This window comes from Azospirillum brasilense, assembly GCF_007827815.1.
Lineage (GTDB): Bacteria > Pseudomonadota > Alphaproteobacteria > Azospirillales > Azospirillaceae > Azospirillum > Azospirillum brasilense_C.
In genome coordinates, this window is the sequence record NZ_VITH01000005.1 from 279899 (window position 1) to 303036 (window position 23138).

General features: G+C 69.0%; 22 protein-coding genes and 1 pseudogene. 17 read left to right on the forward strand and 6 right to left on the reverse strand.

The genetic code is table 11. From position 1 onward, the window contains the following. The 7 genes from mutM to FBZ83_RS12550 all read left to right on the forward strand — a co-directional run bounded on the left by mutM (position 1) and on the right by FBZ83_RS12550 (position 7430). A complete protein-coding gene (mutM, locus tag FBZ83_RS12520) occupies positions 1-843 on the forward strand; it encodes a bifunctional DNA-formamidopyrimidine glycosylase/DNA-(apurinic or apyrimidinic site) lyase (protein WP_145683535.1) in 843 nt (280 codons plus the stop codon). A gap of 14 nt (positions 844-857) precedes the next feature. Further along, positions 858-1340 carry a hypothetical protein gene (locus tag FBZ83_RS12525; RefSeq protein WP_145683001.1) on the forward strand — a complete coding sequence of 161 codons (483 nt, stop codon included), beginning with the start codon at positions 858-860 and terminating at the stop codon, positions 1338-1340. Positions 1341-1420: 80 nt separating this feature from the next. Then, the gene (locus tag FBZ83_RS12530) at positions 1421-2197 is read left to right on the forward strand and encodes an enoyl-CoA hydratase (RefSeq protein WP_014238815.1); all 777 of its coding nucleotides are present in this window, start codon (positions 1421-1423) and stop codon (positions 2195-2197) included. A 173-nt stretch (positions 2198-2370) separates the two neighbouring features. Next, positions 2371-2631 carry a 30S ribosomal protein S20 gene (rpsT, locus tag FBZ83_RS12535; protein ID WP_014238814.1) on the forward strand — a complete coding sequence of 87 codons (261 nt, stop codon included), beginning with the start codon at positions 2371-2373 and terminating at the stop codon, positions 2629-2631. Between the two features lie 633 nt (positions 2632-3264). After that, positions 3265-4806 carry a chromosomal replication initiator protein DnaA gene (gene dnaA, locus FBZ83_RS12540; protein WP_145683003.1) on the forward strand — a complete coding sequence of 514 codons (1542 nt, stop codon included), beginning with the start codon at positions 3265-3267 and terminating at the stop codon, positions 4804-4806. 181 nt (positions 4807-4987) lie between these two features. Continuing rightward, positions 4988-6172, forward strand: coding sequence for an extracellular solute-binding protein (locus tag FBZ83_RS12545; RefSeq protein WP_186466052.1), 1185 nt, complete (start codon positions 4988-4990; stop codon positions 6170-6172). A gap of 196 nt (positions 6173-6368) precedes the next feature. Continuing rightward, positions 6369-7430 carry an ABC transporter ATP-binding protein gene (locus tag FBZ83_RS12550; protein WP_145683005.1) on the forward strand — a complete coding sequence of 354 codons (1062 nt, stop codon included), beginning with the start codon at positions 6369-6371 and terminating at the stop codon, positions 7428-7430. 6 nt (positions 7431-7436) lie between these two features. Here the strand turns inward: FBZ83_RS12550 and FBZ83_RS12555 are convergent, their stop codons facing one another. The 3 genes from FBZ83_RS12555 to FBZ83_RS12565 all read right to left on the reverse strand — a co-directional run bounded on the left by FBZ83_RS12555 (position 7437) and on the right by FBZ83_RS12565 (position 10303). Further along, positions 7437-9053 carry a FixH family protein gene (locus tag FBZ83_RS12555; protein WP_145683006.1) on the reverse strand — a complete coding sequence of 539 codons (1617 nt, stop codon included), beginning with the start codon at positions 9051-9053 and terminating at the stop codon, positions 7437-7439. A 15-nt stretch (positions 9054-9068) separates the two neighbouring features. After that, the gene (locus FBZ83_RS12560; protein WP_145683008.1) at positions 9069-9608 is read right to left on the reverse strand and encodes a YcnI family copper-binding membrane protein; all 540 of its coding nucleotides are present in this window, start codon (positions 9606-9608) and stop codon (positions 9069-9071) included. 296 nt (positions 9609-9904) lie between these two features. After that, entirely contained in the window at positions 9905-10303 is a 399-nt protein-coding gene (locus tag FBZ83_RS12565) for a DUF2946 family protein (RefSeq protein WP_186466053.1), read from the reverse strand. A 170-nt stretch (positions 10304-10473) separates the two neighbouring features. On the opposite strand from FBZ83_RS12565, the gene FBZ83_RS12570 reads away from it, so the two are divergent. Continuing rightward, on the forward strand, positions 10474-11358 hold the full coding sequence (locus FBZ83_RS12570; protein WP_145683014.1) for an ABC transporter permease: 885 nt from the start codon (positions 10474-10476) through the stop codon (positions 11356-11358). Between the two features lie 13 nt (positions 11359-11371). Next, on the forward strand, positions 11372-12181 hold the full coding sequence (locus FBZ83_RS12575; RefSeq protein WP_145683017.1) for an ABC transporter permease: 810 nt from the start codon (positions 11372-11374) through the stop codon (positions 12179-12181). A gap of 12 nt (positions 12182-12193) precedes the next feature. Here the strand turns inward: FBZ83_RS12575 and FBZ83_RS12580 are convergent, their stop codons facing one another. Then, complete coding sequence (locus FBZ83_RS12580) at positions 12194-12436, reverse strand: hypothetical protein (RefSeq protein WP_035670021.1); 243 nt, start codon at positions 12434-12436, stop codon at positions 12194-12196. 163 nt (positions 12437-12599) lie between these two features. On the opposite strand from FBZ83_RS12580, the gene FBZ83_RS12585 reads away from it, so the two are divergent. The 3 genes and pseudogenes from FBZ83_RS12585 (at position 12600) to FBZ83_RS12595 (ending at position 15769) form a co-directional block, all read left to right on the forward strand. Then, positions 12600-13016, forward strand: coding sequence for an acyl-CoA thioesterase (locus tag FBZ83_RS12585; RefSeq protein WP_145683023.1), 417 nt, complete (start codon positions 12600-12602; stop codon positions 13014-13016). 100 nt (positions 13017-13116) lie between these two features. After that, positions 13117-14447, forward strand: a pseudogene (locus FBZ83_RS31925) (multicopper oxidase family protein). Beyond that, positions 14444-15769 (forward strand): class I SAM-dependent RNA methyltransferase, encoded by a 1326-nt coding sequence (locus FBZ83_RS12595; RefSeq protein ID WP_145683026.1) that lies wholly within the window; start codon positions 14444-14446, stop codon positions 15767-15769. The pseudogene FBZ83_RS31925 and the gene FBZ83_RS12595 overlap by 4 nt, the downstream one beginning before the upstream one ends. Positions 15770-15844: 75 nt before the next feature. Here the strand turns inward: FBZ83_RS12595 and FBZ83_RS12600 are convergent, their stop codons facing one another. Together FBZ83_RS12600 and FBZ83_RS12605 are read right to left on the reverse strand one after the other, a co-directional pair. After that, positions 15845-17053 (reverse strand): class I SAM-dependent rRNA methyltransferase, encoded by a 1209-nt coding sequence (locus FBZ83_RS12600; RefSeq protein WP_145683029.1) that lies wholly within the window; start codon positions 17051-17053, stop codon positions 15845-15847. Between the two features lie 132 nt (positions 17054-17185). After that, entirely contained in the window at positions 17186-17716 is a 531-nt protein-coding gene (locus FBZ83_RS12605; RefSeq protein WP_145683032.1) for a hypothetical protein, read from the reverse strand. A 246-nt stretch (positions 17717-17962) separates the two neighbouring features. Here FBZ83_RS12605 and ccoN point away from each other — a divergent pair, with 246 nt between their 5' ends. The 5 genes from ccoN (at position 17963) to ccoG (ending at position 23125) form a co-directional block, all read left to right on the forward strand. Further along, positions 17963-19459: a cytochrome-c oxidase, cbb3-type subunit I gene (gene ccoN / locus FBZ83_RS12610; RefSeq protein ID WP_014238794.1), complete on the forward strand. Its 1497-nt coding sequence runs from the start codon at positions 17963-17965 to the stop codon at positions 19457-19459. A gap of 19 nt (positions 19460-19478) precedes the next feature. Next, the gene (ccoO, locus tag FBZ83_RS12615) at positions 19479-20219 is read left to right on the forward strand and encodes a cytochrome-c oxidase, cbb3-type subunit II (RefSeq protein ID WP_145675884.1); all 741 of its coding nucleotides are present in this window, start codon (positions 19479-19481) and stop codon (positions 20217-20219) included. 13 nt (positions 20220-20232) lie between these two features. Next, complete coding sequence (locus FBZ83_RS12620) at positions 20233-20394, forward strand: cbb3-type cytochrome c oxidase subunit 3 (protein ID WP_014238792.1); 162 nt, start codon at positions 20233-20235, stop codon at positions 20392-20394. Between the two features lie 3 nt (positions 20395-20397). Next, positions 20398-21285: a cytochrome-c oxidase, cbb3-type subunit III gene (ccoP, locus tag FBZ83_RS12625; RefSeq protein WP_035672924.1), complete on the forward strand. Its 888-nt coding sequence runs from the start codon at positions 20398-20400 to the stop codon at positions 21283-21285. Between the two features lie 304 nt (positions 21286-21589). Continuing rightward, positions 21590-23125, forward strand: a complete 1536-nt coding sequence (ccoG, locus tag FBZ83_RS12630) for a cytochrome c oxidase accessory protein CcoG (protein WP_145683035.1) — start codon at positions 21590-21592, stop codon at positions 23123-23125. The last annotated feature ends 13 nt before the right edge of the window (positions 23126-23138 follow it).

Sequence of the window (23138 nt, forward strand, 5' to 3'; positions counted from 1 at the left end):
ATGCCCGAACTTCCCGAAGTCGAAACCGTCTGCCGCGGCCTCGCCCCCCATCTGGAGGGGCGGACCCTGGTCCAGGTGCTCCAGCGCCGCGCCAACCTGCGCGTTCCCTTTCCGGACGGCTTCTGCGAGCGGCTGACCGGCCGCCGCGTCGAGTCGGTGCGCCGCCGCGCCAAGTACATCCTGGTCCATCTCGACGACGGGACGGTGCTGATCGCCCATCTCGGCATGTCGGGCCGCATGATCATCACGCCGGAGCGTCCCGACGCCTGGGGCGCCCACGACCATGTCGTGCTGGAGACCGACGCCGGGACGGTGGTGACCTTCAACGACGCCCGCCGCTTCGGCCTGATGGACCTCGCCATGGCGGAGACCCTCGCCGAGCACCGGCTGCTGCGCGGCCTCGGGCCGGAGCCGCTGGGCAACGAATTCTCCGGACCGGTGCTGGCCACGCGGCTGGTCGGGCGGATGACCAGCATCAAGGCCGCCCTGCTGGACCAGAGCGTGGTCGCCGGGCTCGGCAACATCTACGTGTCGGAGGCGCTGTTCCTCGCCCGCCTCAGCCCCACGCGCATCGCCGCCACGGTGACCGGCGCCAAGGCGGAGCGGCTGGCCACGGCGATCCGCGCGGTGCTGGAGCGGGCCATCGCCGCGGGGGGATCGTCCTTGCGCGACTACCGGCAGGCGTCGGGGGAACTCGGCTATTTCCAGCACCAGTTCTCGGTCTACGACCGCGAGGGCGCGCCCTGCCCGGGCTGCAGCTGCGACGTGGCGAAGACCGGGGGCGTCCGCCGGATCGTCCAGGCGGGCCGTTCGACTTTCTATTGTCCGCAACGCCAGCGTTGATATAGGTGGAAGGTATGACGGCTCCATCGGCCACCGCGAGGGCGACGCTCGCCGCCCTCCTCCTCGCCGGCCCCGCCCTTGCGGGTCTGGCCGGGGTTCCTTTGCCCGCAACCTCGTCGGCCTGGGCGGCAGACCCCGCCCGTGCCGACTCCGCCCGTGCCGATTCTGCCCGTTACGTCGAAGGCATGGGAGACGTGCCGGTCATGCCGGGCCTCGCCCCCGCCGAGGAGGCGCCGCTGGTCTTCGACAAGCCCGCCGGACGCATCGCGCAGTCCGTCATGGCGGGCGCCATGGACCGCAACGCGGTCCTGTCCTTCTACAACCAGACCATGCCGCAGCTCGGCTGGAGCCGCGCCCCGCAACGGGCGGGCGGCAGCGCCAGCTTCCTGCGGGAGGGCGAGGAGCTGCGCCTGGAATTCGTCGAGCCGGCCCGCGCCGCCGTCTCCGCCGCGAAGGCGGCGGCCACGGTGGTCCGCTTCTCGCTGATTCCGCGCTGACCCTCCAAAAAGAGACCAAGAGCAAACCAGAAGCACCCCCGCCCGGAGCGAGGGGGCAAACCACGGGAGCCTGCTGCATCATGCCGTACGAAACCATTCTCGTCGAAACCCGCGGACCGGTCGGGCTCGTCACGCTGAACCGGCCCAAGGCGCTGAACGCGCTGTCCGACCTGCTGGTGACCGAGCTGGGCCAGGCGCTGGACGCGCTGGAGGCCGACGACTCCGTCGGCGCCATCGTGGTCACGGGTTCGGAGAAGGCCTTCGCCGCCGGCGCCGACATCAAGGAGATGCAGAACTTCTCCTACATGGACGTCTACAAGGCCAACTTCATCACCGCCAAGTGGGAGCGGCTGGCCAAGTGCCGCAAGCCGACCATCGCCGCGGTCGCCGGCTACGCGCTGGGCGGCGGCTGCGAGCTGGCGATGATGGCCGACTTCATCCTGGCCGCCGACACCGCCAAGTTCGGCCAGCCGGAGATCACCATCGGCACCATCCCCGGCGCCGGCGGCACGCAGCGCCTGACCCGCTTCGTCGGCAAGTCCAAGGCCATGGAGATGTGCCTGACCGGCCGCCTGATGGACGCCGCCGAGGCCGAGCGCGCCGGCCTCGTCAGCCGCGTCGTGCCCGCGGTGGATCTGGTGGACGAGGCGGTGCGGGTCGCCGAGAAGATCGCCAAGCTCTCGCGCCCGGTCGTCATGATGGCCAAGGACGCCGTCAACGCCGCCTACGAGACCACCATGTCCGAGGGCATCCGGGTCGAGCGCCGAATCTTCCACGCCACGTTCGCCGTCGAAGACCAGAAGGAAGGCATGGCCGCCTTCGCCGAGAAGCGTCAGCCGGATTGGAAGCATCGCTGACATCCCCCGACTCCTCCCCCGTATCTAGCGGGGGAGGACCAGAAATCCGTCAAGATCTCGTAATCTTTCCTTTGCCGAAAAACAGTGTTGGACGGTGCCTTGACTCTCATTCGGCTGGAGCGTATAAGGCCCCCTCGCACTGGGACAGGCGTGTCGTCCGGAGTAGGGTTTTCATGGCCAATCATAAGTCTGCTGAAAAGCGCATTCGTCAAACCGCGCGTCGTACGGAGATCAACCGTAACCGCGTCAGCCGTATCCGCACCTTCGTGAAGAAGGTCGAGACGGCGATCTCGTCCGGCAACAAGGCTGAAGCCGCTGAGGCTTTCAAGGCCGCGCAGCCGGAAATGATGCGTGGAGCCTCCAAGGGCGTTCTGCACAAGAACACCGTGTCGCGCAAGCTGTCGCGCCTGTCGGCCCGCATCAAGGCTCTCTGAGTTTACTCGGCGTTATAAAGCCGCGCACCAGGTCTGGGCGCGGCTTTTTGCGTTTTTGATAAGTACAGTCTCCGTTCTTTCCGAGTCCTCCGGCAGAACTCCGGTGGGGCAGGGGATCGCGGCTGTTGGATGGCGAGTCGCCTCCAGTGGTCCTGGTCTTTGGTGAAGACAGGGGCGGGTTTCGGAATCGCTGCGTGATTTTTGCCGCAGTCCGGACCGTTCGCTTTCTGTCCTATTGCCACGGCGAGGGCGGCTGATTAGACTTTCCTTCCGTTGGGAATGACGCACCGATGTCGTCTTTGACGTCACGCGCCGTTCGCTGAGGGACGGAGACGTTCAAAGCCGCGGGCAAGGTTGCGGGACGCTCAAGAAGCTCGACTCGACCCGTTGCTCCTGGAGCGATGCTTTTCTTAAAACTCGACGTGGCAAAGGCGGAGTCCAACTTCGCCGAAGGGATAGTATTGCCGTCCAGTTGGGAGGCATCCACCGTTGGAGTCTTCAGGAGAGGAACGTTTTGAAGGCAGGACGCCTAAGTTAAAGGACTTGCGTTAAGCGGTCCGGGTTCGGTCGGGCGGGATGGTGCCCCCTGCGGCGCGGGGCCGTCCGGGGGGAAAGGAGCGGGGTAGGGGAAGCATGTCGGTCGGCGCGTCGTTGGATCAGCAGTGGGCCCGCATCCGGGGCCGCCTCAAGGACGAGGTGGGCGAGATCGCCTACCGCAGCTGGCTGCAGCCGCTTTCCTTCGCCGGAATCCGCGGCGGGGAGGTGCGCATCGTCGTGCCCACCCGCTTCATGCGCGACTGGGTGCTGACCCACTACGCCGACCGCATCCGCAACCTGTGGGCCGGCGAGAACCCGGACGTCCTGTCCATCGACGTCGTGGTCGCCTCGGCCAACGCCCCATCCATGCTGATGCCGGAGGAGGACGCGGGCGAGCCGTCGCGCGATCCCGCTCCGGCCGACGGTGCCGGCGGCGGCCCGGTTCTCCCGCCGCCCGCCCCGCGGGCCGCGGCGCTTAACCAGTCCGCGTCCTATGGTGCCGCCTCCTATGGTGCCAATTCCTACATCGGCTCGTCCTATTCGGCGGGGCCGCCCTCCTTCGCGTCGGACGAATCGCCCACGGCGGTCGCCTCGGTGCTGGAGGACCGGACCGACATCTCCGCGCCGCTGGACCCGCGCTTCACCTTCGAGAATTTCGTGGTGGGCAAGCCGAACGAGCTGGCCCACGCCGCCGCCCGGCGCGTCGCCGACGCCACCTCGGTCACCTTCAACCCGCTGTTCCTCTACGGCGGGGTCGGGCTCGGCAAGACGCACCTGATGCACGCCATCGCCTGGCAGATCCGGCGGAACGATCCGAACCGCAAGGTGATCTACCTGTCGGCGGAAAAGTTCATGTACCAGTTCATCCGTGCGTTGCGCTTCAAGGACACCATGGCCTTCAAGCAGCAGTTCCGCTCGGTGGACGTGCTGATGATCGACGACGTGCAGTTCATCAGCGGCAAGGACAGCACCCAGGAAGAGTTCTTCCACACCTTCAACGCGCTGGTGGACCAGAACCGTCAGGTCATCATCTCCGCCGACAAGAGCCCGTCCGACCTGGAAGGCATGGAGGAGCGGCTGCGCTCCCGCCTCGGCTGGGGCCTCGTCGCCGACATCCACCCGACCACCTACGAGCTGCGGCTGGGCATCCTGCAAGCCAAGGCGGACGCGTTGAACGCGGCCATCCCGCTGAAAGTGCTGGAGTTCCTCGCCCACAAGATCACGTCCAACGTGCGCGAGCTGGAAGGGGCGTTGAACCGCATCGTCGCCCACGCCGAGCTGGTCGGCCGGGCCATCTCGCTGGAATCGACGCAGGAGGTGCTGCACGACCTGCTGCGCGCCAACGACCGCCGCGTCACCATCGACGAGATCCAGAAGCGGGTGGCGGAGCATTTCAACATCCGCGTCGCCGACATGCATTCGGCCCGCCGCGCCCGCGCCGTGGCCCGCCCGCGGCAGGTCGCCATGTACCTCGCCAAGCAGCTCACCGCCCGCTCCCTGCCGGAGATCGGGCGCAAGTTCGGCGGGCGCGACCACACCACCGTGATGCACGCGGTGAAGAAGGTGGAGGAGCTGCGCACCACCGACCCCGCCTTCGCCGAGGACGTCGAGCTTCTCCGCCGCATGCTGGAGAGCTGAGCGGGCCGTTACAGGTCGATGAAGTTTGCGCCCACTCCCGCTTGAGCCATGGACGGCGCCCGGATATCGCGGCACAGTTGCCGCTGCGGCGGAGTCCGGCAGGACCGGTTCCGCGGCCGGCCCCGCGATGGGCACAGCCAGCATGAATTCGGGCCAATAAGAAAAGGGGAGAGCAGGTGCCATGACCAAGGTTCCGGAAACCACCAGCCTGGAACAGCGCTCCAGCGCCGAGACGCAGCGCGCCGCCAAGGGCTTTACCCGCCGCCTGCTGCTCCAGGGGACCGCCGCCGCCGCGGGCGTCGCCGCGGTCGGCCCCTTCATCCTGCGCGAGGGCCGTGCCGCGTCGGGCAGCGTCAAGATCTTCTCCTGGGCCGGCTACATCAGCCCGGACATGCTGGCCGACTTCGAGAAGAAGACCGGCATCAAGGCCACCCTGACCGAATACGGCACCAACGACGAGCTGCTGAACCAGCTCAAGGCCACCGGCGGCGCCGGCTTCGACATCATCCACCCGACGGTGGACCGCGTGCCGAACTACGTGGAGTTCGAGCTGGTCCAGCCGCTGGACGAGTCGAAGGTCAAGTGGGACGGCTGCCTGAAGTCGGCGGTCGAGGGTTCCGCCGCCATGGGCGGCGTGGTCGGCGGCAAGCGCTTCTTCGCCCCCGCCGACTGGGGGACCGAGGCCATCGCCTACGATCAGGCCAAGGCGCCGCTGACCTACGGCACCGCCAGCTACGGCGACCTGTGGAAGCCCGAGCACGCCGGCAAGGTGACGGTGCGCGGCCATTCCGGCCTGATCGGCATCGGCCTGTGGCTGGAAGGCCAGGGCAAGCTGCCCCACCCGATCCGCGAGCAGTTCAAGGACGAGGCGAAGGCGCGCGCCAATTTCGACGCGATCCTTCAGGTCGCCGCCGCCAACAAGAAGGCCATCGGCCAGTTCTGGTCGAACGAGAACGAGGCCCAGGGCGCCTTCCGCACCAACGGTTGCGTCATCGGCCAGACCTGGGATTCGTCCGCGGTCGCCCTGCGCAAGGAGGGGCTGCCGATCCGCTTCCTGGCGCCGAAGGAAGGCGCGCTGGCCTGGATGGAGGGTTTCGCGATCCCGGCCAAGGCGGCGAACCTGGAGCAGGCCTACGCCTGGATCAACTGGTTCTACACGCCGCAGGCGGGCGCCCTCTACACCAACCACTCCGGCATCTCCAGCACGGCGGTCGGAGCGGAGGCGCATCTGTCCGACCTGAACAAGCAGTTCTTCGCCGACGCCTATCCGGGCGACGCGCTGCAGAAGCTGTGGTGGTGGCCGATCCAGGAAGCCTGGTACGTCTCCATCCGCAACGAGTACCAGGACCGCTTCCTGGCCGCGTGAGTGCGACCCTCTCCCGTCCCGATTGTCCCCTCTCCCCCCTGGGGAGAGGGTTAGGGTGAGGGGGTTGTGCATGGCGCCACGTCCGGCACGAGCGCAACCCCCTCACCGGCCCTCCGGGCCACCCTCTCCCCGGAGGGGAGAGGGTTAAGGGCGGCGTCCCAACCGGGGATTTCCAGCATTCCATAATCAGGTGCCTATGAGTCAGGACGTTCAGCTCGAGTCCGTCACCATGCGGTTCGGTTCCGTCGCCGCCGTCCGCGACGTGTCGCTGACGGTCGGGGCGGGGGAATTCTTCAGCTTCCTCGGCCCGTCGGGCTGCGGGAAGACCACCATCCTGCGCATGGTCTCCGGCTTCATGGAGCCGACGGAGGGCACCATCCGCATCGGCGGCCGCGACATGCGCGGCATCGGCCCGAACAAGCGACCGACCGCGCTGATCTTCCAGAACCTCGCCCTCTTTCCGCTGATGACGGTGGCGGAGAACATCGGCTTCGGGCTGGAGGTGCGCGGCGTGCCCTCGGCGGAGCGGCAGGGGCGGGTGCGCAAGCTGCTCGACCTCGTGGCCCTGCCGGACGCTGCGGAGAAGAAGGTGACGGAGCTGTCGGGCGGCCAGCGCCAGCGCATCGCCATCGCCCGCGCGCTGGCCGTGGAGCCCGCCGTCCTGCTGCTGGACGAGCCGTTGTCGGCGCTGGACCTGAAGCTGCGCCAGCACATGCGCGCCGAGCTGCGCGACCTGCAGAAGCGGACCGGCGTGACCTTCATCTACATCACCCACGACCAGGGCGAGGCGCTGACCATGTCCGACCGGATCGGCGTGATGTCCAAGGGCGTTCTGGAGCAGGTGGGCGACGGCCGGGCCATCTACGACCACCCGGAAACCGCCTTCGTCGCGTCCTTCGTGGGGGAGAACAACCGCTTTCCCGGCACCGTCGCCGAGTCGGCGGGGGGCTTGGCCGCTCTGGACACGCCCCGCGGCCGTCTGATCGGACGCAACCCGCGCCGCCTGTCGCCCGGCGACCGCGCCACCCTGTTCGTCCGGCCGGAGCGCATGGCGGCGGGGGTGGGGGCGGAGAACGCGCTGGAGGCGCGGGTCACCCACCGGGATTTCGAGGGCGCCTTCATCAACGCCTTCCTGGAGGGCGGCCTCACCGTCCAGGTCCCGCATCTCGGCGACGAGCCGCCGCTGACCCCCGGCGAGCCCGCCCGCCTCGCCTTCCGGGCGGAGGACGCCGTGGTGCTGCCGGACGCGCCGGTTTGACCGGGTTCAGCGCCCGATTGGCACGGTTGCGCGGAAGGGCACCTTTTCGAAGTCGCTGACCAGAGCATCGAGCCGCACCGACCAGGACCCGGCCACCGGCAGGGCCACCCCGTCCGCCGCGTAGACGCCGGGCGCCAGCTTGGACAGGGGGCGGGTGATGCCCTCGATCCCGGCGGCGGGCAGGGCCAGCTCCGCCGACACCTCCAGCGCGTCGAGCGGCGCGCCGTCGGGTCCCGTCAGGCGCATCTCGACGCGGTTCGCTCCCGGCGTCGCCGGGGTCACCGTCACGATGGCGGTGCGCCCGCGCGCCACGACCGCGGTGCTGAAGCCCGCCGGCTTCTCGGCGAAGACCGGCGGGGCCTGGGTGCGCGGCGGCGGGGTGGTGCCCAGCCCGGCGGTGAACAGGATGACCAGCCCCGCCACCACCATCTCGGTGTGGACGCTGGCGCGCAGCCGGACCGCCCCCTCGGCGCCCATGGTCTCCAGCCGTGGGGTCAGCCGCCAGCGGTTGACGGCGGCCAGGGCCAGCAGGGCCAGCGCGCCGACGATCTTGCCGGTCCAGATCTGCCCATAGGCGGTGGTCAGGATGGTGCGCGGGTCGGCGATCTGCAGGACGCTCAGCCCCGCCCCGGCGAGCAGAAGCACCGCCACCGCCGGAACCGCGATGGCGGAGAAGCGCCGGACCAGCCGCAGCGACTCGGCCGGCGGCTCCGTCCGCAGCAGCACGGCCAGCGGCCAGAAGCCGCCGATCCAGAAAGCCACCGCCAGACCGTGCAAGGCGACCAGCGGCACGCTGAGCCAGCGTGGCTCCGCGGTCGCGGCGTGGCCGGTGGCGGCCAATGCCAGCGCCGCCCCGACCGCCCCAATGACCAGCAGCACGCGACCCGCCGTCCCGCGGTCTTCCAGCGCCAGCCCCAGGGCGGCGGCGATCAGGCTGAGCAGGGCGAGAAGGGCGCTCGGCCCCGCCGTGCTGGTCAGGCCGGCGGTCCAGGGCGAGGCGCTGGCCAGGGCGGACAGCGGCGCCCCTTCCAGAACCGCGCCGGCCAGCCCGGCGTTCAGCAGCGCCACCAGGGCGGCGACGCCGACACCCAGGCACAGGCCGGGGCGCAGGCGGCGGTTCAGCGGACTCCACCGCCCCGCCACCAGCACCAGGAACAGCCCGCCACCCACCGCGACGAGCAGGCTTCCGTAATGGAGCGCCCGGACCGCGGCGGCGGCCAGCAGCGTGGCCGGCGGCGTCGCGCCACCCAGCTCCGCCGGTCGTTCCGGTTCCGCACCGATCCCGAACAGGAGCGATCCGGCGACCGGGTGACCGTCCGCCGAGCTGACGCGGTAGCTGAGGATGTGGGTCCCCACCGCCAGCCCGCCGGGCAGCGGGACGCGCAGCGCCCCGTCCCCGGCGGCCGGGGCGGGCAGGGGAAGGGCCACCCCGCCGGGACCGATCAGCGTCACCGACACCAGCCGCACCGGCTCGTTGAAGCGCAGCGCGGCCTCGGCGGGCGGGCTGTCGAGACGCGCCCCGTCCTCCGGGGCGCTCTCGACCAGCACGGCATGCGCCAGGGCCGGCGCGGACAGGGACAGCAGCATCAGGGCGGCGATCCACCCCACGACCAGCCGGCGCATGCGTTTTTCCTTTTCTTACGGCTTGGCGGTCAGGGTGACGCCGGGGGCCGGCTCCTTGTAATCGTGGTCGGTCTTGCCCGGTTCCGGGATCTCGATCCAGCGGTGCACGCCCGTCTCGCATTCCTGCACCACGGGAAAATAGACCACGGTGCCGGGCGCGGCGTCCGGCAGGCGGGCGCGGAAGACGAACTCGTCGTAATGGGCGTCGGGCAGCGAGCCGCCGGTCCAGGCGATCTCGGTGACGCCCTTGCTCAGCGACTCGCCGTAGTAATCATAGGCCTTGGCGTATTGGCCCTCCTTCGTCGTCAGGGTCCAGCCGGGCTTGGGCATCGGCTTCACCGCGATGACGCCCTCCGGGATCTGCACGCGCAGGGCGACGGTGGGGGAGGCGCCGCAGCCATGGCCGACGCGCAGCACGCCCTTGTAGGTGCTGGCGGCCGGGGCCTGCTTGGTCTCCAGCGTGGTGTGGGCGAGGGCGGCGGAACCGGGAAGAAGACCGGGCAGGCAGGCGAGGACGGCGGCGGCCAGCAGGGCGCCGTGGGTGTTGCGGATCATGGGAACTCTCCGGTGTGTGCACAGGCGCCGGATGGGGCCGCAAGGCCTTGGTTCCGACCGACGGCGTTTCCGTTTCCGCAGCGGCCCCCACCCCGGCCCTCCCCCGCTCCGCGGGAGAGGGTGCCTTGCGCGAAGCAGTGGTAGTCCCCTCCCCTGCGAAGCGGGGGAGGGTCAGGGTGGGGGCAACCGTCAGCGACGACGGGGAGACGGAAGGAGAAAGCGGTCGCGTGTCGGAAAAGGCCGTTCAGCCGCAGGTCCGCGCCTGTGGATGCGTGCGTGTCTGCGAGGGAACTCGGTCAGACACCCACCGGAGGCGCCCGGGCGGAGAAGGCGCGCGGGGCGCGGCCGGCCCCGGCCTCGTCGTCCGCGGGCCGCGGAACGGCGGCCAGCACGATCCCGGCCGGCGGCAGCGGGGCCGGCGCCACGGCCGGACCCAGCAGGGACCCGCCGCCCAGCGACAGGCAGATCGGGCAATAGGTGACGTGGCCCGGCGTGCCGTCCGGAACCGGGCCATGGTCGGAGTGCTGTGTGGCGGAGACGTCGGGGGCGGCGCCAGAATGGCAGATCGAGCCGGCCATGGCGAACGGCACTGACTCCGCCAGGACCTTGGCCAGCGGCGCCGGGACGTGGGTGGCCATGACCAGGGCGTGGAAGACCAGCACCAGCGCGGCGACCCACGCTGTGGCTTCCCTCATCACCCCGGATGTCCGCCATGCACGCATGTCCCCACTATGGGCACAGTCCAAGCCTCGAAAAAAGGCAATAAAGTTGTGGTTATTGGACGGGACATGGCCTCGCTTGCGCTCCGGCCCGCGGTCATGAGAGGCTTTCGATCCTAGTATATCGGCGGGTTGAGGGAGTGGTCATGGGCGGCGTGCTGCGCCGGTACGGTCCGGTGTTGACCGCGGCGATCCTGCTGGCGGTGGCCGTGTGGCTGCTGCTGCTGGTCGTGCTGCCGCAATTGCTGATGGTGGACTTTTCCTTCCGCCCGTCGCTGCCGCCCAGCAAGGCCGGCGGGCCGGAGGACGTCTACACGCTGCGCAACTACGCGACGCTGTGGACCAACCAGATCCATCTGGCGATCTTCCTCAAGACGATCTGGGCGAGCAGCCTCGTCACCGCGGTGACGCTGGCCGTCTGTTACCCCGTCGCCTTCTACATGGCGCAGGTGGCGCCGCGGCGGCGCCTGCCGCTGCTCGTGTTGATGCTCGTCGTGCCCTTCTGGATCAACGAGCTGCTGCGCACCTTCGCCTGGTACATCATCCTGGCCTTCAACGGGCCGCTGAACGCGCTCCTGGTCGGGCTCGGCCTTTTCTCGGAGCCGCAGCGGCTGCTCGGCGGCGATACTGGGGTGATCATCGGGATGGTCTACGTCTACATCCTCTTCATGGTGTTCCCGATCATGAACGCCATGGAGTCGCTGGACCGCAACCAGATCGAGGCGGCGCGCGACCTGGGGGCGGGATGGCTGCGCATCCACCGCCGCATCGTCATCCCCCACGCCAAGCCGGGCATCGCGGTCGGCTGCATCATGACCTTCATGCTGGCGGCGGGCAGCTACGCCGTGCCGGCCCTGCTCGGCGGACCGCAGAGCCGCTGGTTCACCGAGGTCATCTACAACTGGTTCTTCGAGGGCGGGAACTGGAACCAGGGGGCGGCCTACGCCTTCATCCTGCTGATCCTGTGCGTCGCCTTCATCCTGCTGATGATGCGGCTGTTCCGCGTCGGCCTCACCGACATCGCCAAGTGACGGGTATCGCGACATGACCGCCGCCACCTTCCGCCGCTGGGTCACCGGGGCTTATCTGGTCCTGTTCTTCGGCTATCTGTTCCTGCCGCTGGGGATCATGGCGGCGGCGACCTTCAACAGCAGCCGCTTCCCGACCGTCACCCCCTGGATGGGCTTCACGCTGCAATGGTTCGGCGCCCTGTGGGCCGACCAGCGCATGTGGCAGGCGCTGGGGACCAGCCTGCTGGTCGGGGCGGGGGTGATCACGGTGGCGGTGCCGCTGGGCTTGGCGGCGGCGCTGCTGCTCGACCGGCTGCACAGCCGGGCGCGGACCTTCCTCTACGCCGTGATGGTGTCGCCGCTGCTGACGCCGGGGGTGATCGTCGGCATCTCCACGCTGGTCTTCTGGCGGGAGTGGTTCGGGGTGACCGGCGGCCTGTTCCTGACCATCCTGGCGCAGTCCAGCTTCATCGCGGCCTACGCGATGCTGCTGTTCCTGGCGCGGCTGCAACGGTTCGATCAGACGCTGGAGGAGGCGGCGCTGGATCTGGGCGCCACCCACGGGCAGGTGTTCCGGCGGATCACACTGCCCTATCTGACGCCGGCCATACTGTCGGCGTCCTTCCTGGCCTTCCTGCAGAGCTTCGAGAACTACAACACGACGCTGTTCGTCCGTGGGCTGGACACCACGCTGACGGTCTACATCGCCTCGAAGGTGCGCACGGGCCTGACGCCCGCGGTCAACGCGCTGTCGCTGATCCTGATCGCGCTGACCATCCTGGGCGCCGTCGTCTACGAAATCCTGCGCCGGCGCGAAGCGCGCCGGCAGCCGGACCCCGCGTGACGGCGGCAGGCCTTATTCTTCGCTCTCGTCCGCGTCCGCCTCGATCTGGGCGGCCAGATCGCGCAGCATGTCGATGACGTCCTCGTGGCTGGTCTCGTCCACGGCGGTGTTCACGGCGGCCTCGATCATCGCGACGGCGATGTAGGGGCCGAGAACCCCGCCTTCCTTGATCGCCGCCTCGAGATGCTTCTCGGCGACCGACAGGGCCTTTTCGAAGAGGGCCTCGGCCGTCTGGTTGGTGCTGTCCTTGCTCATCTTGCGGTCCGTTGCGGGTGTTATGGTGCGACTCCTATAACACCGCCCCGCCCGGGTTGGCGCGGCAAATCGGGACGGTGCGGGGAATGACCGTCATGCCCGGGCTTGCCCCGGCCCGCGCCACCGGCCACATTCGGCCCGAACCATCATCCGACAGGCGACCATGACCGATCCGACCCGCCCCGACCTCTACCGTTTCTGGATCGCGGAGCATGTGCGCTTCGCCGACCTCGACGCGCTCGGCCACGTCAACAACAACGCCATCGGCGTGTATTTCGAGCAGCTGCGCGTGTCGCTGGTCCATGATTGCGGCGGTTTCCGCGCCGAGTCCCCCTGGACTGTGGTGCTGGCGCGCAGCGTCATCGACTACAAGGCGGAGCTGCTGTTCCCGGCGGACATCCGCGTCGGCGCGCGGGTGGCGAAGGTCGGCAACACCTCCGTGGTGTTGGGGGCCGCGATCTTCGACGGCGACCGCTGCATCGCTGTGCAGGAGGCCGTTTGCGTCATCGTCGACAAGGACAGCCACCGCCCGACCCCGGTGCCGGCCGACCTGCGCGACGCCCTGTCCCGCTACGCGTGAGGACGCCGTGCCGCCCCTGTCCCTCGACCGCCGCACCCTGCTGACCGGTTCCGCCCTGCTGGCCGGGGCCGGCCTGCTGCCGCACGCGGCCTGGGCGGCGATGGGGGCGGCGGTGGGGGAGGGGAGGGTGGTCAGCCTGTCGGCCGGTCCGGCCCGTGCCAATCTGGCGGGGGCGGGCTTTCCCGACACGGCGGTCTGGGCCTATGACGGGCGGATTCCGGGGCCGGAGTTGCGCTTCCGGCAGGGCGACACGGCGCGCATCGCCTTCGCCAACGGCCTGCCGGAGCCGACGACCATCCACTGGCACGGCCTGCGCGTCCCCAACGCCATGGACGGGGTGCCCGGCCTGTCGCAACCGCCGGTGCCGGCGGGCGGGCGGTTCGACTACGAGTTCCCGCTGAAGGATGCCGGCACCTTCTGGTACCACCCGCACGTCAACAGCGGGGTGCAGGTGGCCCACGGCCTGACCGGCGCCTTCATCGTGGAGGAACGGGAGCCGATCCGCGTTGACCGCGACCTGCTCTGGCTGCTCGGCGACTGGCGCCTGACGAATGAGGCGGAACTGGCCGGCGGTTTCGGCCATCCCATGGACGCCACCCACGCCGGGCGCATCGGCAACACCGTCACCATCAACGGTGCGGTGCGGGACAGCGTGCCGGTCCGCGCCGGGGAGCGCGTCCGCCTGCGCCTGATCAACGCGGCGAACGCCCGCGTCTTCGCGCTCGACTTCCAGGGGCACGCGCCGCGGGTGATCGCGCTCGACGGCCAGCCGGTGACGCCGCACGCCCCGCCGGACGGCAGGGTGGTGCTGGCGCCCGGCCAGCGCGCCGACCTCGTGATCGACATGGCCGGCAGGCCGGGCGAGGGCTTCGACGTGGTCGACGGCTTCTACCCGCGCATGGCCTACCGGCTGACCCGGCTGACCTACAGCGGCGCGGCCCCCTTGCGCGACTCGCCGCTGGACGCCCCGATCGCGCTGGCCGCCAACCCGCTGCCGGAGCCCGACCTTGCCGGCGCCGTCCGCCAGGACGTGGTGCTGGACGGCGGGATGCACGGCGCCATGCCGAAGAACGCCGGGCCGCGCGGCCCCTTCTGGGCGCTGAACGGCGTGGCCGCCCCAGGCCATTCATCCATGGAGCATCATCATCTGGAGCCGCTCATCACCGTCAAACGCGGTCAAACGCAGGTGACGGCCTTTGTCAACGAGACCGGCTGGTGGCACCCCATGCACCTGCACGGCTTTCCCTTCCGCGTCCTCTCGCGCAACGGCCGGCCGAACACCGCGAGTGGCGCGACACCGTCCTGCTCGGCCCCCGTGAGACGGCCGAGATCGCCTTCGTGGCCGAAGAGGCCGGCGACTGGATGCTCCACTGCCATGTTCTGGAGCATCAGGAGACCGGCATGATGGCCGTCCTGAGAGTGACCGCGTGAAACGACCCGCCCCCAAACACCGCCCGTCCCCCCGCAGCGGCGAACCGCGCACCGCTACCCGCACCGCCGAGGTGACCGTCACAGAGGTCGGCGCCCGTGGCGACGGCATCGCCAGCTTCGACGATGCCAAGCTCTTCGTGCCGCTGACCGTCCCCGGCGACCGCGTGCGGGTGGCCGTGAAGGAGGCCGCCAACGCCAAGGGAGACGGTCTGCGCGCCGACCTGCTGGAGATCCTGGAGCCCGGCCCCGGACGCGCGGCGCCGCCCTGTTCCCATTTCGGAACCTGCGGCGGCTGCACGCTCCAGCATATGGAGGACGCCGCCTACGCCGCCTGGAAGGTCGGGCTGGTGCAGGGCGCGCTGGCCCGCGTCGGGCTGGGCGACACGCCCCTGGAGCCGCTGTCGCGGACGCCGCCGGCCGCGCGCCGCCGCGCCCGTTTCGCCGCGCTGAAGCGGGGGCGCCGCGTCTGGCTCGGCTTCAACGAGCGGATGAGCCACCGGCTGACCGATCTGGCGGAGTGTCCGGTGCTGCGGCCCGGCCTGTTCGCGCTCGTGGAGCCGTTGCGCGGGCTGCTGCTGTCGGTTCTGCCGGACGGCGGCGGCTGCGACGTGATCGCCACCGAGCTGGAGGGCGGGATCGACCTCGTGCTGGTCGGCCCGCGCAGCCTGGACCGTGCGGCGCGGGAACGGCTGGTGGCCTTCGGCGAGGCGGAGCGGGTGGCGCGCATCTCCTGGCAGGCCGATGAGCGTGGCACATCGGAACCCATCGCCCACCGCCGTCCGCTGGCGGTGTCCTTCGCCGGCCTGCCGGTTACCCCGCCGCCCGGCGCCTTCCTCCAGGCGAGCGCCGAGGGGGAGGCCGCCCTGGTCGCCGCCGTCCTCGCCACCATCGGGGAGCCGAAGCGGGTCGCCGACCTGTTCGCCGGGCTGGGCACCTTTGCGGTCCCGCTGGCCCAGCGGGCGGCGGTCCATGCGGTGGAGGGGGACGCCCCGGCGCTGGCCGCGCTGAACAAGGCGGCCGGGTCGCTGCGCCTGACCACGGAGCGGCGCGACCTGTTCGAGAGTCCGCTGACGGCGAAGGAACTGGCACGGTTCGACGCGGTGGTCTTCGACCCGCCGCGCGCCGGTGCCGCCGCCCAGGCGCAGGCCTTGGCCGGCTCGAAGGTGCCCCGCGTGGTGGCGGTGTCCTGCAACCCCGCGACCTTCACCCGCGACGCCCGGACGCTGGTGGACGGCGGGTACGCGTTGAGCCGCGTTTACCCCGTGGACCAGTTTCTGTGGTCGGCCCACGTCGAGGTCGTCGGGGTGTTCAGCCGCCCGTAGCGGCCGCGAGGGGAACGGGGCACCACGAAGGCACGACGACCATCGCCATCGTCGCGCCCTCGTGGCGAGTCGCCCTCAGTCCAGCTGCATCACGATGGCCTTGAGATAGGCCGACTCGGGCAGATGCGGGTGCACCGGATGGTCCGGCCCGGCCCCGGCGCTGCGCAGGATGCGCCCGGTCCGCCCGGCGTCGTGCAGGCCGCGGGCGACCTGCTCGGCGAAGGTCGGTGGGTCGACGTTGTGGCTGCACGACGCGCAGAGCAGGAAGCCGCCCGGCGCGGTGATCTTCGCGGCCAGACGGGTCATCTTGCGGTAGGCGCGGCAGCCGACGGCGAGGTCCTTCTTGGACTTCACGAAGGCCGGCGGGTCGGCGATGACGACCTCGAACGTCTCGCCCTCGGCGTTCAGCCGTTCCAGCTCGTTGAAGGCGTCGGCGCGGCGCGCCTCGAAGCGGTCGGCCACACCGTTGGCCTCGGCGGCGCGGGTGGCGTTGTCCAGCGCCCCCTGCGAGCGGTCGACCGACACCACCGACGACGCGCCCTCGACGGCGCAGAGCACGCCGAAGCCGCCGTTGTAGCTGAAGAAATCGATGGCCCGCTTGCCCTTCGCCAGCTTGGCGATGAAGGCGCGGTTGTCGCGCTGGTCGTAGAACCAGCCGGTCTTCTGACCGCCCAGCGGGTCGGCGAAGAAGGTGGCGCCATTCTCCTCCAGTCGGATCGGGCCGTCGATCTCGCCCTTCACCAGCCGGCTTTCCTCGGGCAGACCCTCCAGCGCGCGCTGGGTGCTGTCGTTGCGCAGGATGACCGCGCGCGGGGCCAGCACCTCGTCGATGGCGGCCAGGATGGCGTCGATGCGCTGGTCCATGAAGACGCTGTTGGCCTGCACCGTCACCACGTCGCCATAGCGGTCCACGATCAGCCCCGGCAGCCCGTCGGCCTCCGCGTGCACGACGCGGTAGTAGGGCCGGTCGAACAGCGCCTCGCGCATCGCGACCGCGCTCCGCAGCCGCCCGGCGAGGAAGGCGTGGTCGACCACCGTCGCCGGGTCGCCGGAGAGCATCCGCGCGGCGATCAGCGTGTGCGGGTTGAAGGTGGCGATGCCCAGCGGTTTTCCGCCGGGGTCCAGCAGGCGCACCGGGCTGCCCGCCGGGATGGCCTTGGCCGCCGTGTCCATCTGGACTTCGTTGGAATAGACCCAGGGGTGGCCGTGCAGGACGCGCCGCTGGCGGCCGGCCTGCAGATGGATCGCCCGGTATTTGACGGGGGTGGTGGGGGTGTCGGTCATGATGGCCGCATCCTAGCCGCTCGCGCCCGCCGAGCAAACGGTCACGTCGCCGGAGTCGTGGGAAACGGAGTCGTGGGAAACGGGGCCGGGATTCGCGGGATAGGGCGGGGCGCCTGCCCGTTCCGGTGGGACTTACGGGATGCCGTGCGGGCTTTCCGCCTGCGACCGATGCGCGCGGTTGTCGTTGGCGCCGTCCATCGCCTTGCACAGCCGCAAGGTTTCCGTGCGGTGCCCGTCCTGGTGAAAGCAGGTCAGCAGCGACCCGCGCGACCCGGTCTCCCCGGCCAGCAATTCCGGCAGGGAGGTGTGGATCGCCGTGCATCTGTGGCCGCGCGCCAGCCGGTCCATCGAGCGCAGCAAAGTCTCCGCGGGGCCGCTCATGTCGAACAGATCGAGCACGACGAAATTCTCCACCGCCAGAATTCGGCCGTGGCGAAGATGCTCCGCAATAGCGTATGAGAAAAGTCCATGGAGGTACCCCCGTGCGTTCTGCACGGTCATGATGCCCGACGGCGTCGCGGGGGTATCAACCGGCCCGATAAGTGCTGCGGCAAATGCGCGCCATTGCTCCACCGGCAAGTCCGGGAAGATGGCCCGCACCAGCGGATAGGCCTGGTCGATCTGACGCTGACCGAGAGGTTTCGCGATGAAGCTTTCGTCCATGCCCGTCCGACCGCGTGAAGGACGGTGAACGATGGCAGGCACCGGTAAGACCGGTCGTTGACGTAGATCAATGTTGCAAGGTCCACCCCTACACATATTGGGATTATTGGAGGCAGGCGCAACCGGCGTCCGCATAAGAAGTGCATCGTATGTGAACCTGCCCCCCTCCTTAACAGTACGTACCCAGCGGTGGTGCAACCTCAGAGGGAGCGGCCCGAGCCGCCCGGGGCAAACGGGAGAGATTGAATGACATCAGCGACTCTGACGCCAGGGGCCGCCCTGGGCAGCCAGCGGGTGTCGGAAAATGTGCGTTACTACGAAGACGCCGTCCGACTCTTCGTCATCGCTGCAGTGTTCTGGGGCGTCGTCGGCTTCCTCGCCGGCGTCTTCATCGCGCTGCAGCTCGCTTTTCCGGCGCTGAATCTCGGCCTTGAGTGGACGAGCTTCGGGCGCCTGCGGCCGGTCCACACGTCGGCCGTGATCTTCGCGTTCGGCGGCAACGTCCTGTTCGCCACCTCGCTCTACTCCGTGCAGCGCACCAGCCGCCAGTTCCTGTTCGGCGGTGAAGGCCTCACGAAGTTCGTCTTCTGGAACTACAACATCTTCATCGTCCTGGCGGCGCTGAGCTACGTGCTCGGCTACACCCAGGGCAAGGAGTATGCGGAGCCGGAGTGGATCCTCGACCTCTACCTGACGGTCATCTGGGTCCTCTACGCCATCCAGTTCGTCGGCACGGTGATGACCCGCAAGGAGTCGCACATCTACGTCGCCAACTGGTTCTTCATGGCGTTCATCCTGACCGTCGCGATCCTCCACATCGGCAACAACGTCAACGTCCCGGTGTCGCTGACCGGGATGAAGTCCTACCCGTTCGTCTCGGGCGTGCAGAGCGCCATGGTGCAGTGGTGGTACGGCCACAACGCGGTCGGCTTCTTCCTGACCGCCGGCTTCCTCGGCATCATGTACTACTTCGTTCCGAAGCGCGCGGAGCGGCCGGTCTATTCGTACCGCCTGTCGATCGTGCACTTCTGGACGCTGATCTTCCTCTACATCTGGGCCGGCCCGCACCACCTGCACTACACGGCCCTGCCGGACTGGGCGCAGACGCTGGGCATGACCTTCTCGGTCATGCTGTGGATGCCGTCCTGGGGTGGCATGATCAACGGCATCATGACCCTGTCGGGTGCCTGGGACAAGCTGCGCACCGACCCGGTCCTGCGCTTCCTCGTGACGTCGGTGGCCTTCTACGGCATGTCGACCTTCGAGGGCCCCCTGATGTCGGTGAAGCCGGTCAACGCCCTGTCGCACTACACCGACTGGACGATCGGCCACGTGCACTCCGGTGCGCTCGGCTGGGTGGCCTTCATCTCCTTCGGCGCGATCTACTATCTGGTCCCGGTCCTGTGGAAGCGCTCGCAGCTCTACAGCCTGCGTCTGGTCAGCTACCACTTCTGGACCGCCACCATCGGCATCGTGCTCTACATCACCGCCATGTGGGTGTCGGGCATCATGCAGGGCCTGATGTGGCGCGCCTACGACAACCTCGGCTTCCTCCAGTACTCGTTCGTCGAGACGGTCGCGGCCATGCATCCCTTCTACGTGATCCGTGCTCTGGGCGGCGTCCTGTTCCTGGCTGGTGCCCTGATCATGGTCTACAACCTGTGGCGCACGGCCAAGGGTGACGTCCGCATCGAGAAGCCCTATGCCTCCGCCCCGCACAAGGCGGCGGTCGGTGCGGCCTGACGCCGGAGGAACTGAGAAAATGGCTGAGCAAAAAAAGGGCTTTAGTCACGACACGATCGAGCGGAACACGCTTCTGCTCATCGTCCTGATCCTGATCACCGTGTCGATCGGCGGCCTCGTCCAGATCGTCCCGCTGTTCACGATCGAGTCGACGATCGAGAAGGTGGATGGGGTCCGTCCCTATTCGCCGCTCGAACTGGCTGGCCAGAACATCTACTTCCGCGAAGGCTGCTACAACTGCCACAGCCAGCAGATCCGTCCGTTCCGCGATGAGGTGGAGCGTTACGGTCACTACTCGCTGGCTGCGGAAAGCATGTACGACCATCCCTTCCAGTGGGGCTCCAAGCGCACCGGTCCGGACCTGGCCCGCGTGGGCGGCAAGTACTCCCACGACTGGCAGGTGGCCCATCTGGTCGATCCGCGCGCCGTGGTGCCGGAGTCGATCATGCCGGGCTACGCCTGGATGAAGGACCGTCCGCTGAAGTACACCGACATCCAGGATCACATGAAGACCCTGCGCATCGTCGGCGTCCCCTACACGGACGAGCAGATCGCCAGCGCCAAGGCCGACCTCGAAGCGCAGAAGAACCCGGACGCCGACACGGCCGGTCTGATGAAGCGCTACCCGAAGGCCGTCGTGGCCAACTTCACGGGCAACAAGGGCGTCACCGAAATGGACGCGCTGGTGGCCTACCTGCAGGTCCTGGGCACCATGGTGGACTTCACCAAGTACCAGTCGCCCAAGCAGCTCCAGCAGTAACCGGGAGGGATCCATGGACTTGGATTCGATCACTGTCGCCCTGCGGTCCTTCTGGACCGTCTGGCTGGCCCTGCTCTTCACCGGCATCGTGGTCTACGCCATGTGGCCAGGCAACCGGGGCAAGTTCGAAGACGCCTCCCGGATCCCGCTCAAGGAAGATGGTCAGGAGTTTTAGGCCATGGCACAGAAAGAAAAGGACGCCCTGTCCGGCGTCGAGACCACCGGCCACGAGTGGGACGGCCTGCGGGAGCTGAACAACCCCCTGCCCAAGTGGTGGCTGTACATCTTCTACGTCTGCATCGCGTGGTCCCTCGTCTACTACGTGCTCTACCCGGCCTGGCCGCTGGGCAAGAGCTACACGAAGGGCCTGCTCGGCTACTCGCAGCGCGAGGAGTTGGTGCAGAAGGTCGCCGACGGCAAGAAGGCCCAGGAAAAGTACCTGACGGCCATCGCGGCGACCTCCGTCGAGGACATCCAGAAGAACAAGGACCTCCTTGCCTTCGCGATGGCCGGCGGCCGGTCGTACTTCAACGAGAACTGCGCGGCCTGCCACGGCGCCGGTGGCCAGGGCGCCAAGGGCTTCCCGACGCTCGCCGACGACGTGTGGCTGTGGGGCGGCACCACCGCCGACATCTACAAGACCATCCAGCACGGCATCCGTGCGGATGACGGCGACACCCGCGGCACCGTCGGCATCGGCATGACCGCCTTCGGCCGGGACGGCATCCTGAACCGTGACCAGATCGGTCAGGTCGCCGAGTACATCCTGTCGCTGAACAAGCGGTCGACCGACGCCGCCGCCGCGGAGAAGGGCAAGACCGTCTACGACGAGAACTGCGCCGCCTGCCACGGCGAGAACGCGCAGGGCTCGCTCGCGGTCGGCATGGAGGTCGGCGCTCCGCCGCTCGTCACGGCCAACTGGCTGTATGGCGGCGACAAGGCCACGCTGGTCCAGACCATCACGAACGGCCGCGCCGGCGTGATGCCCGCCTGGTCGAAGCGTCTGGACGACGCGACGATCAAGTCGCTGGCCGTCTACGTGCACAACCTGGGCGGCGGCAAGTAAGCCGTCCAGACAGGAGGACCCGCCGGGGTGGGGGACGCCCCCCCGGCGGGTCCGCCGGACTTCGGTGCCGGGGAGGCGACTCCCCGGCATTTTCTTTGTCTGGTTCTTTGTCTGGGCATCTTTGCTCCGGCCCGCGACACGGGCGCGGGGGAGGGCGCAAGCACCCCGATTCCGCCCCCGAATCCTTTGATCCAGCGCAATGCCCCTGTGACGTTGTGCCGCCATAGTCCCTTCGCCACGGCCGAACCATGTCGGCTTGGCCAAGCCGCCCCAAGGGCGGACGCCAGACGAAGAAGGCGAGGTCATGAGCGCGACCACCGAACAGCCGCCACCGCGAAGCGATGTCTTGGAAGGCCCGGTCCCGTCTGCCGGGAATGCACCCGCTGCCCCGCCGAAGGCGCCGCGCCGCGCGTCGCGCTCCATGTACCAGAAGCACGCCAAGGTCTATCCCAAGGCGGTGCACGGCCCCTTCCGCAGCCTCAAGTGGGCGGCGCTGGCGGTTCTGCTGGCCATCTACTACGTGCTGCCCTGGGTCCGCTGGGACCGCGGGCCGAACGCCCCCGACCAGGCGGTGCTGCTCGACCTCGCCAACCGCCGCTTCTACCTGTTCTTCGTCGAGCTGTGGCCGCAGCAGATCTATTACCTGACCGGCGCGCTGATCCTGGCGGCGCTGGGCCTGTTCCTGGCGACCTCGCTGGCCGGCCGCGTCTGGTGCGGCTACGCCTGCCCGCAGACGGTGTGGACCGACCTCTATGTCTGGGTTGAACGGCTGGTCGAGGGCGACCGCGGCGAGCGCATCCGCCTCGACCAGGGCCCCTGGACCGCCCGGAAGGCCGGGCGCAAGGTGATGAAGAACCTGATCTGGCTGCTGATCGCGCTGGCGACCGGCGGCGCCTGGATCTTCTACTTCACCGACGCCCCGACCCTGCTCGGCGAGATGCTGCGCTTCGAGGTGTCCTCGACCGCGCTCGGCTTCATCGGCCTGTTCACCGCCACCACCTATCTGCTGGCCGGTTTCGCGCGGGAGCAGGTTTGCACCTACATGTGCCCGTGGCCGCGCTTCCAGTCGGCGATGATCGACGAGGACAGCCTGATCGTCACCTACCAGGACTGGCGCGGCGAAGGCCGCAGCCTGCTGCGCAAGTCGCAGAGCTGGGAGGAGCGCAAGGCCGAGGGGTTGGGCGACTGCATCGACTGCTTCAACTGCGTCCAGGTCTGCCCCGCCGGCATCGACATCCGCGACGGGCTGCAGATGCAGTGCATCGGCTGCGGCCTGTGCATCGACGCCTGCGACGAGATCATGACCAAGGTCGGGCGCCCCACCGGCCTCATCACGTTCGACACCCAGACCAATCAGGTGGCCGTCGCCACCGGCGGGCAGCCGGTGCCCTACCGCCTGCTGCGCCCGCGCACGATCCTCTACACGCTGATGATGCTGGTCATCGCCGGCGGCATCGGGGTCGGGCTGCTGCTGAAGCCGGGGCTGGACATCAGCGTCCTGCGCGACCGCGCTCCGCTGTTCGTGGCGCTGTCTGACGGGTCGGTGCGCAACGCCTACACCTTCAAGATCTCCAACATGACCCGCGACCCGCGCGCCTACACGCTGGCGGTGTCCGGGGTGGCGGGGGCCAGCCTGTCGGTGGCCGGCGACGGCCAGGACGAGCAGGCCGGCACCCAGCGCCTGACCGCCGGGGCGGACATGGTGGCGACCTACAGAATTTTCGTGACCGCGCCGCGCACCGGTTTGCAAGGCACCTCCCAGCCCCTTACCTTCAGGCTTACCTCGGCCGATGGTGAGGTGGCGACCTATGACTCCGTCTTCATGGGGCCGGCCAACTGATCCCGACCGGCTC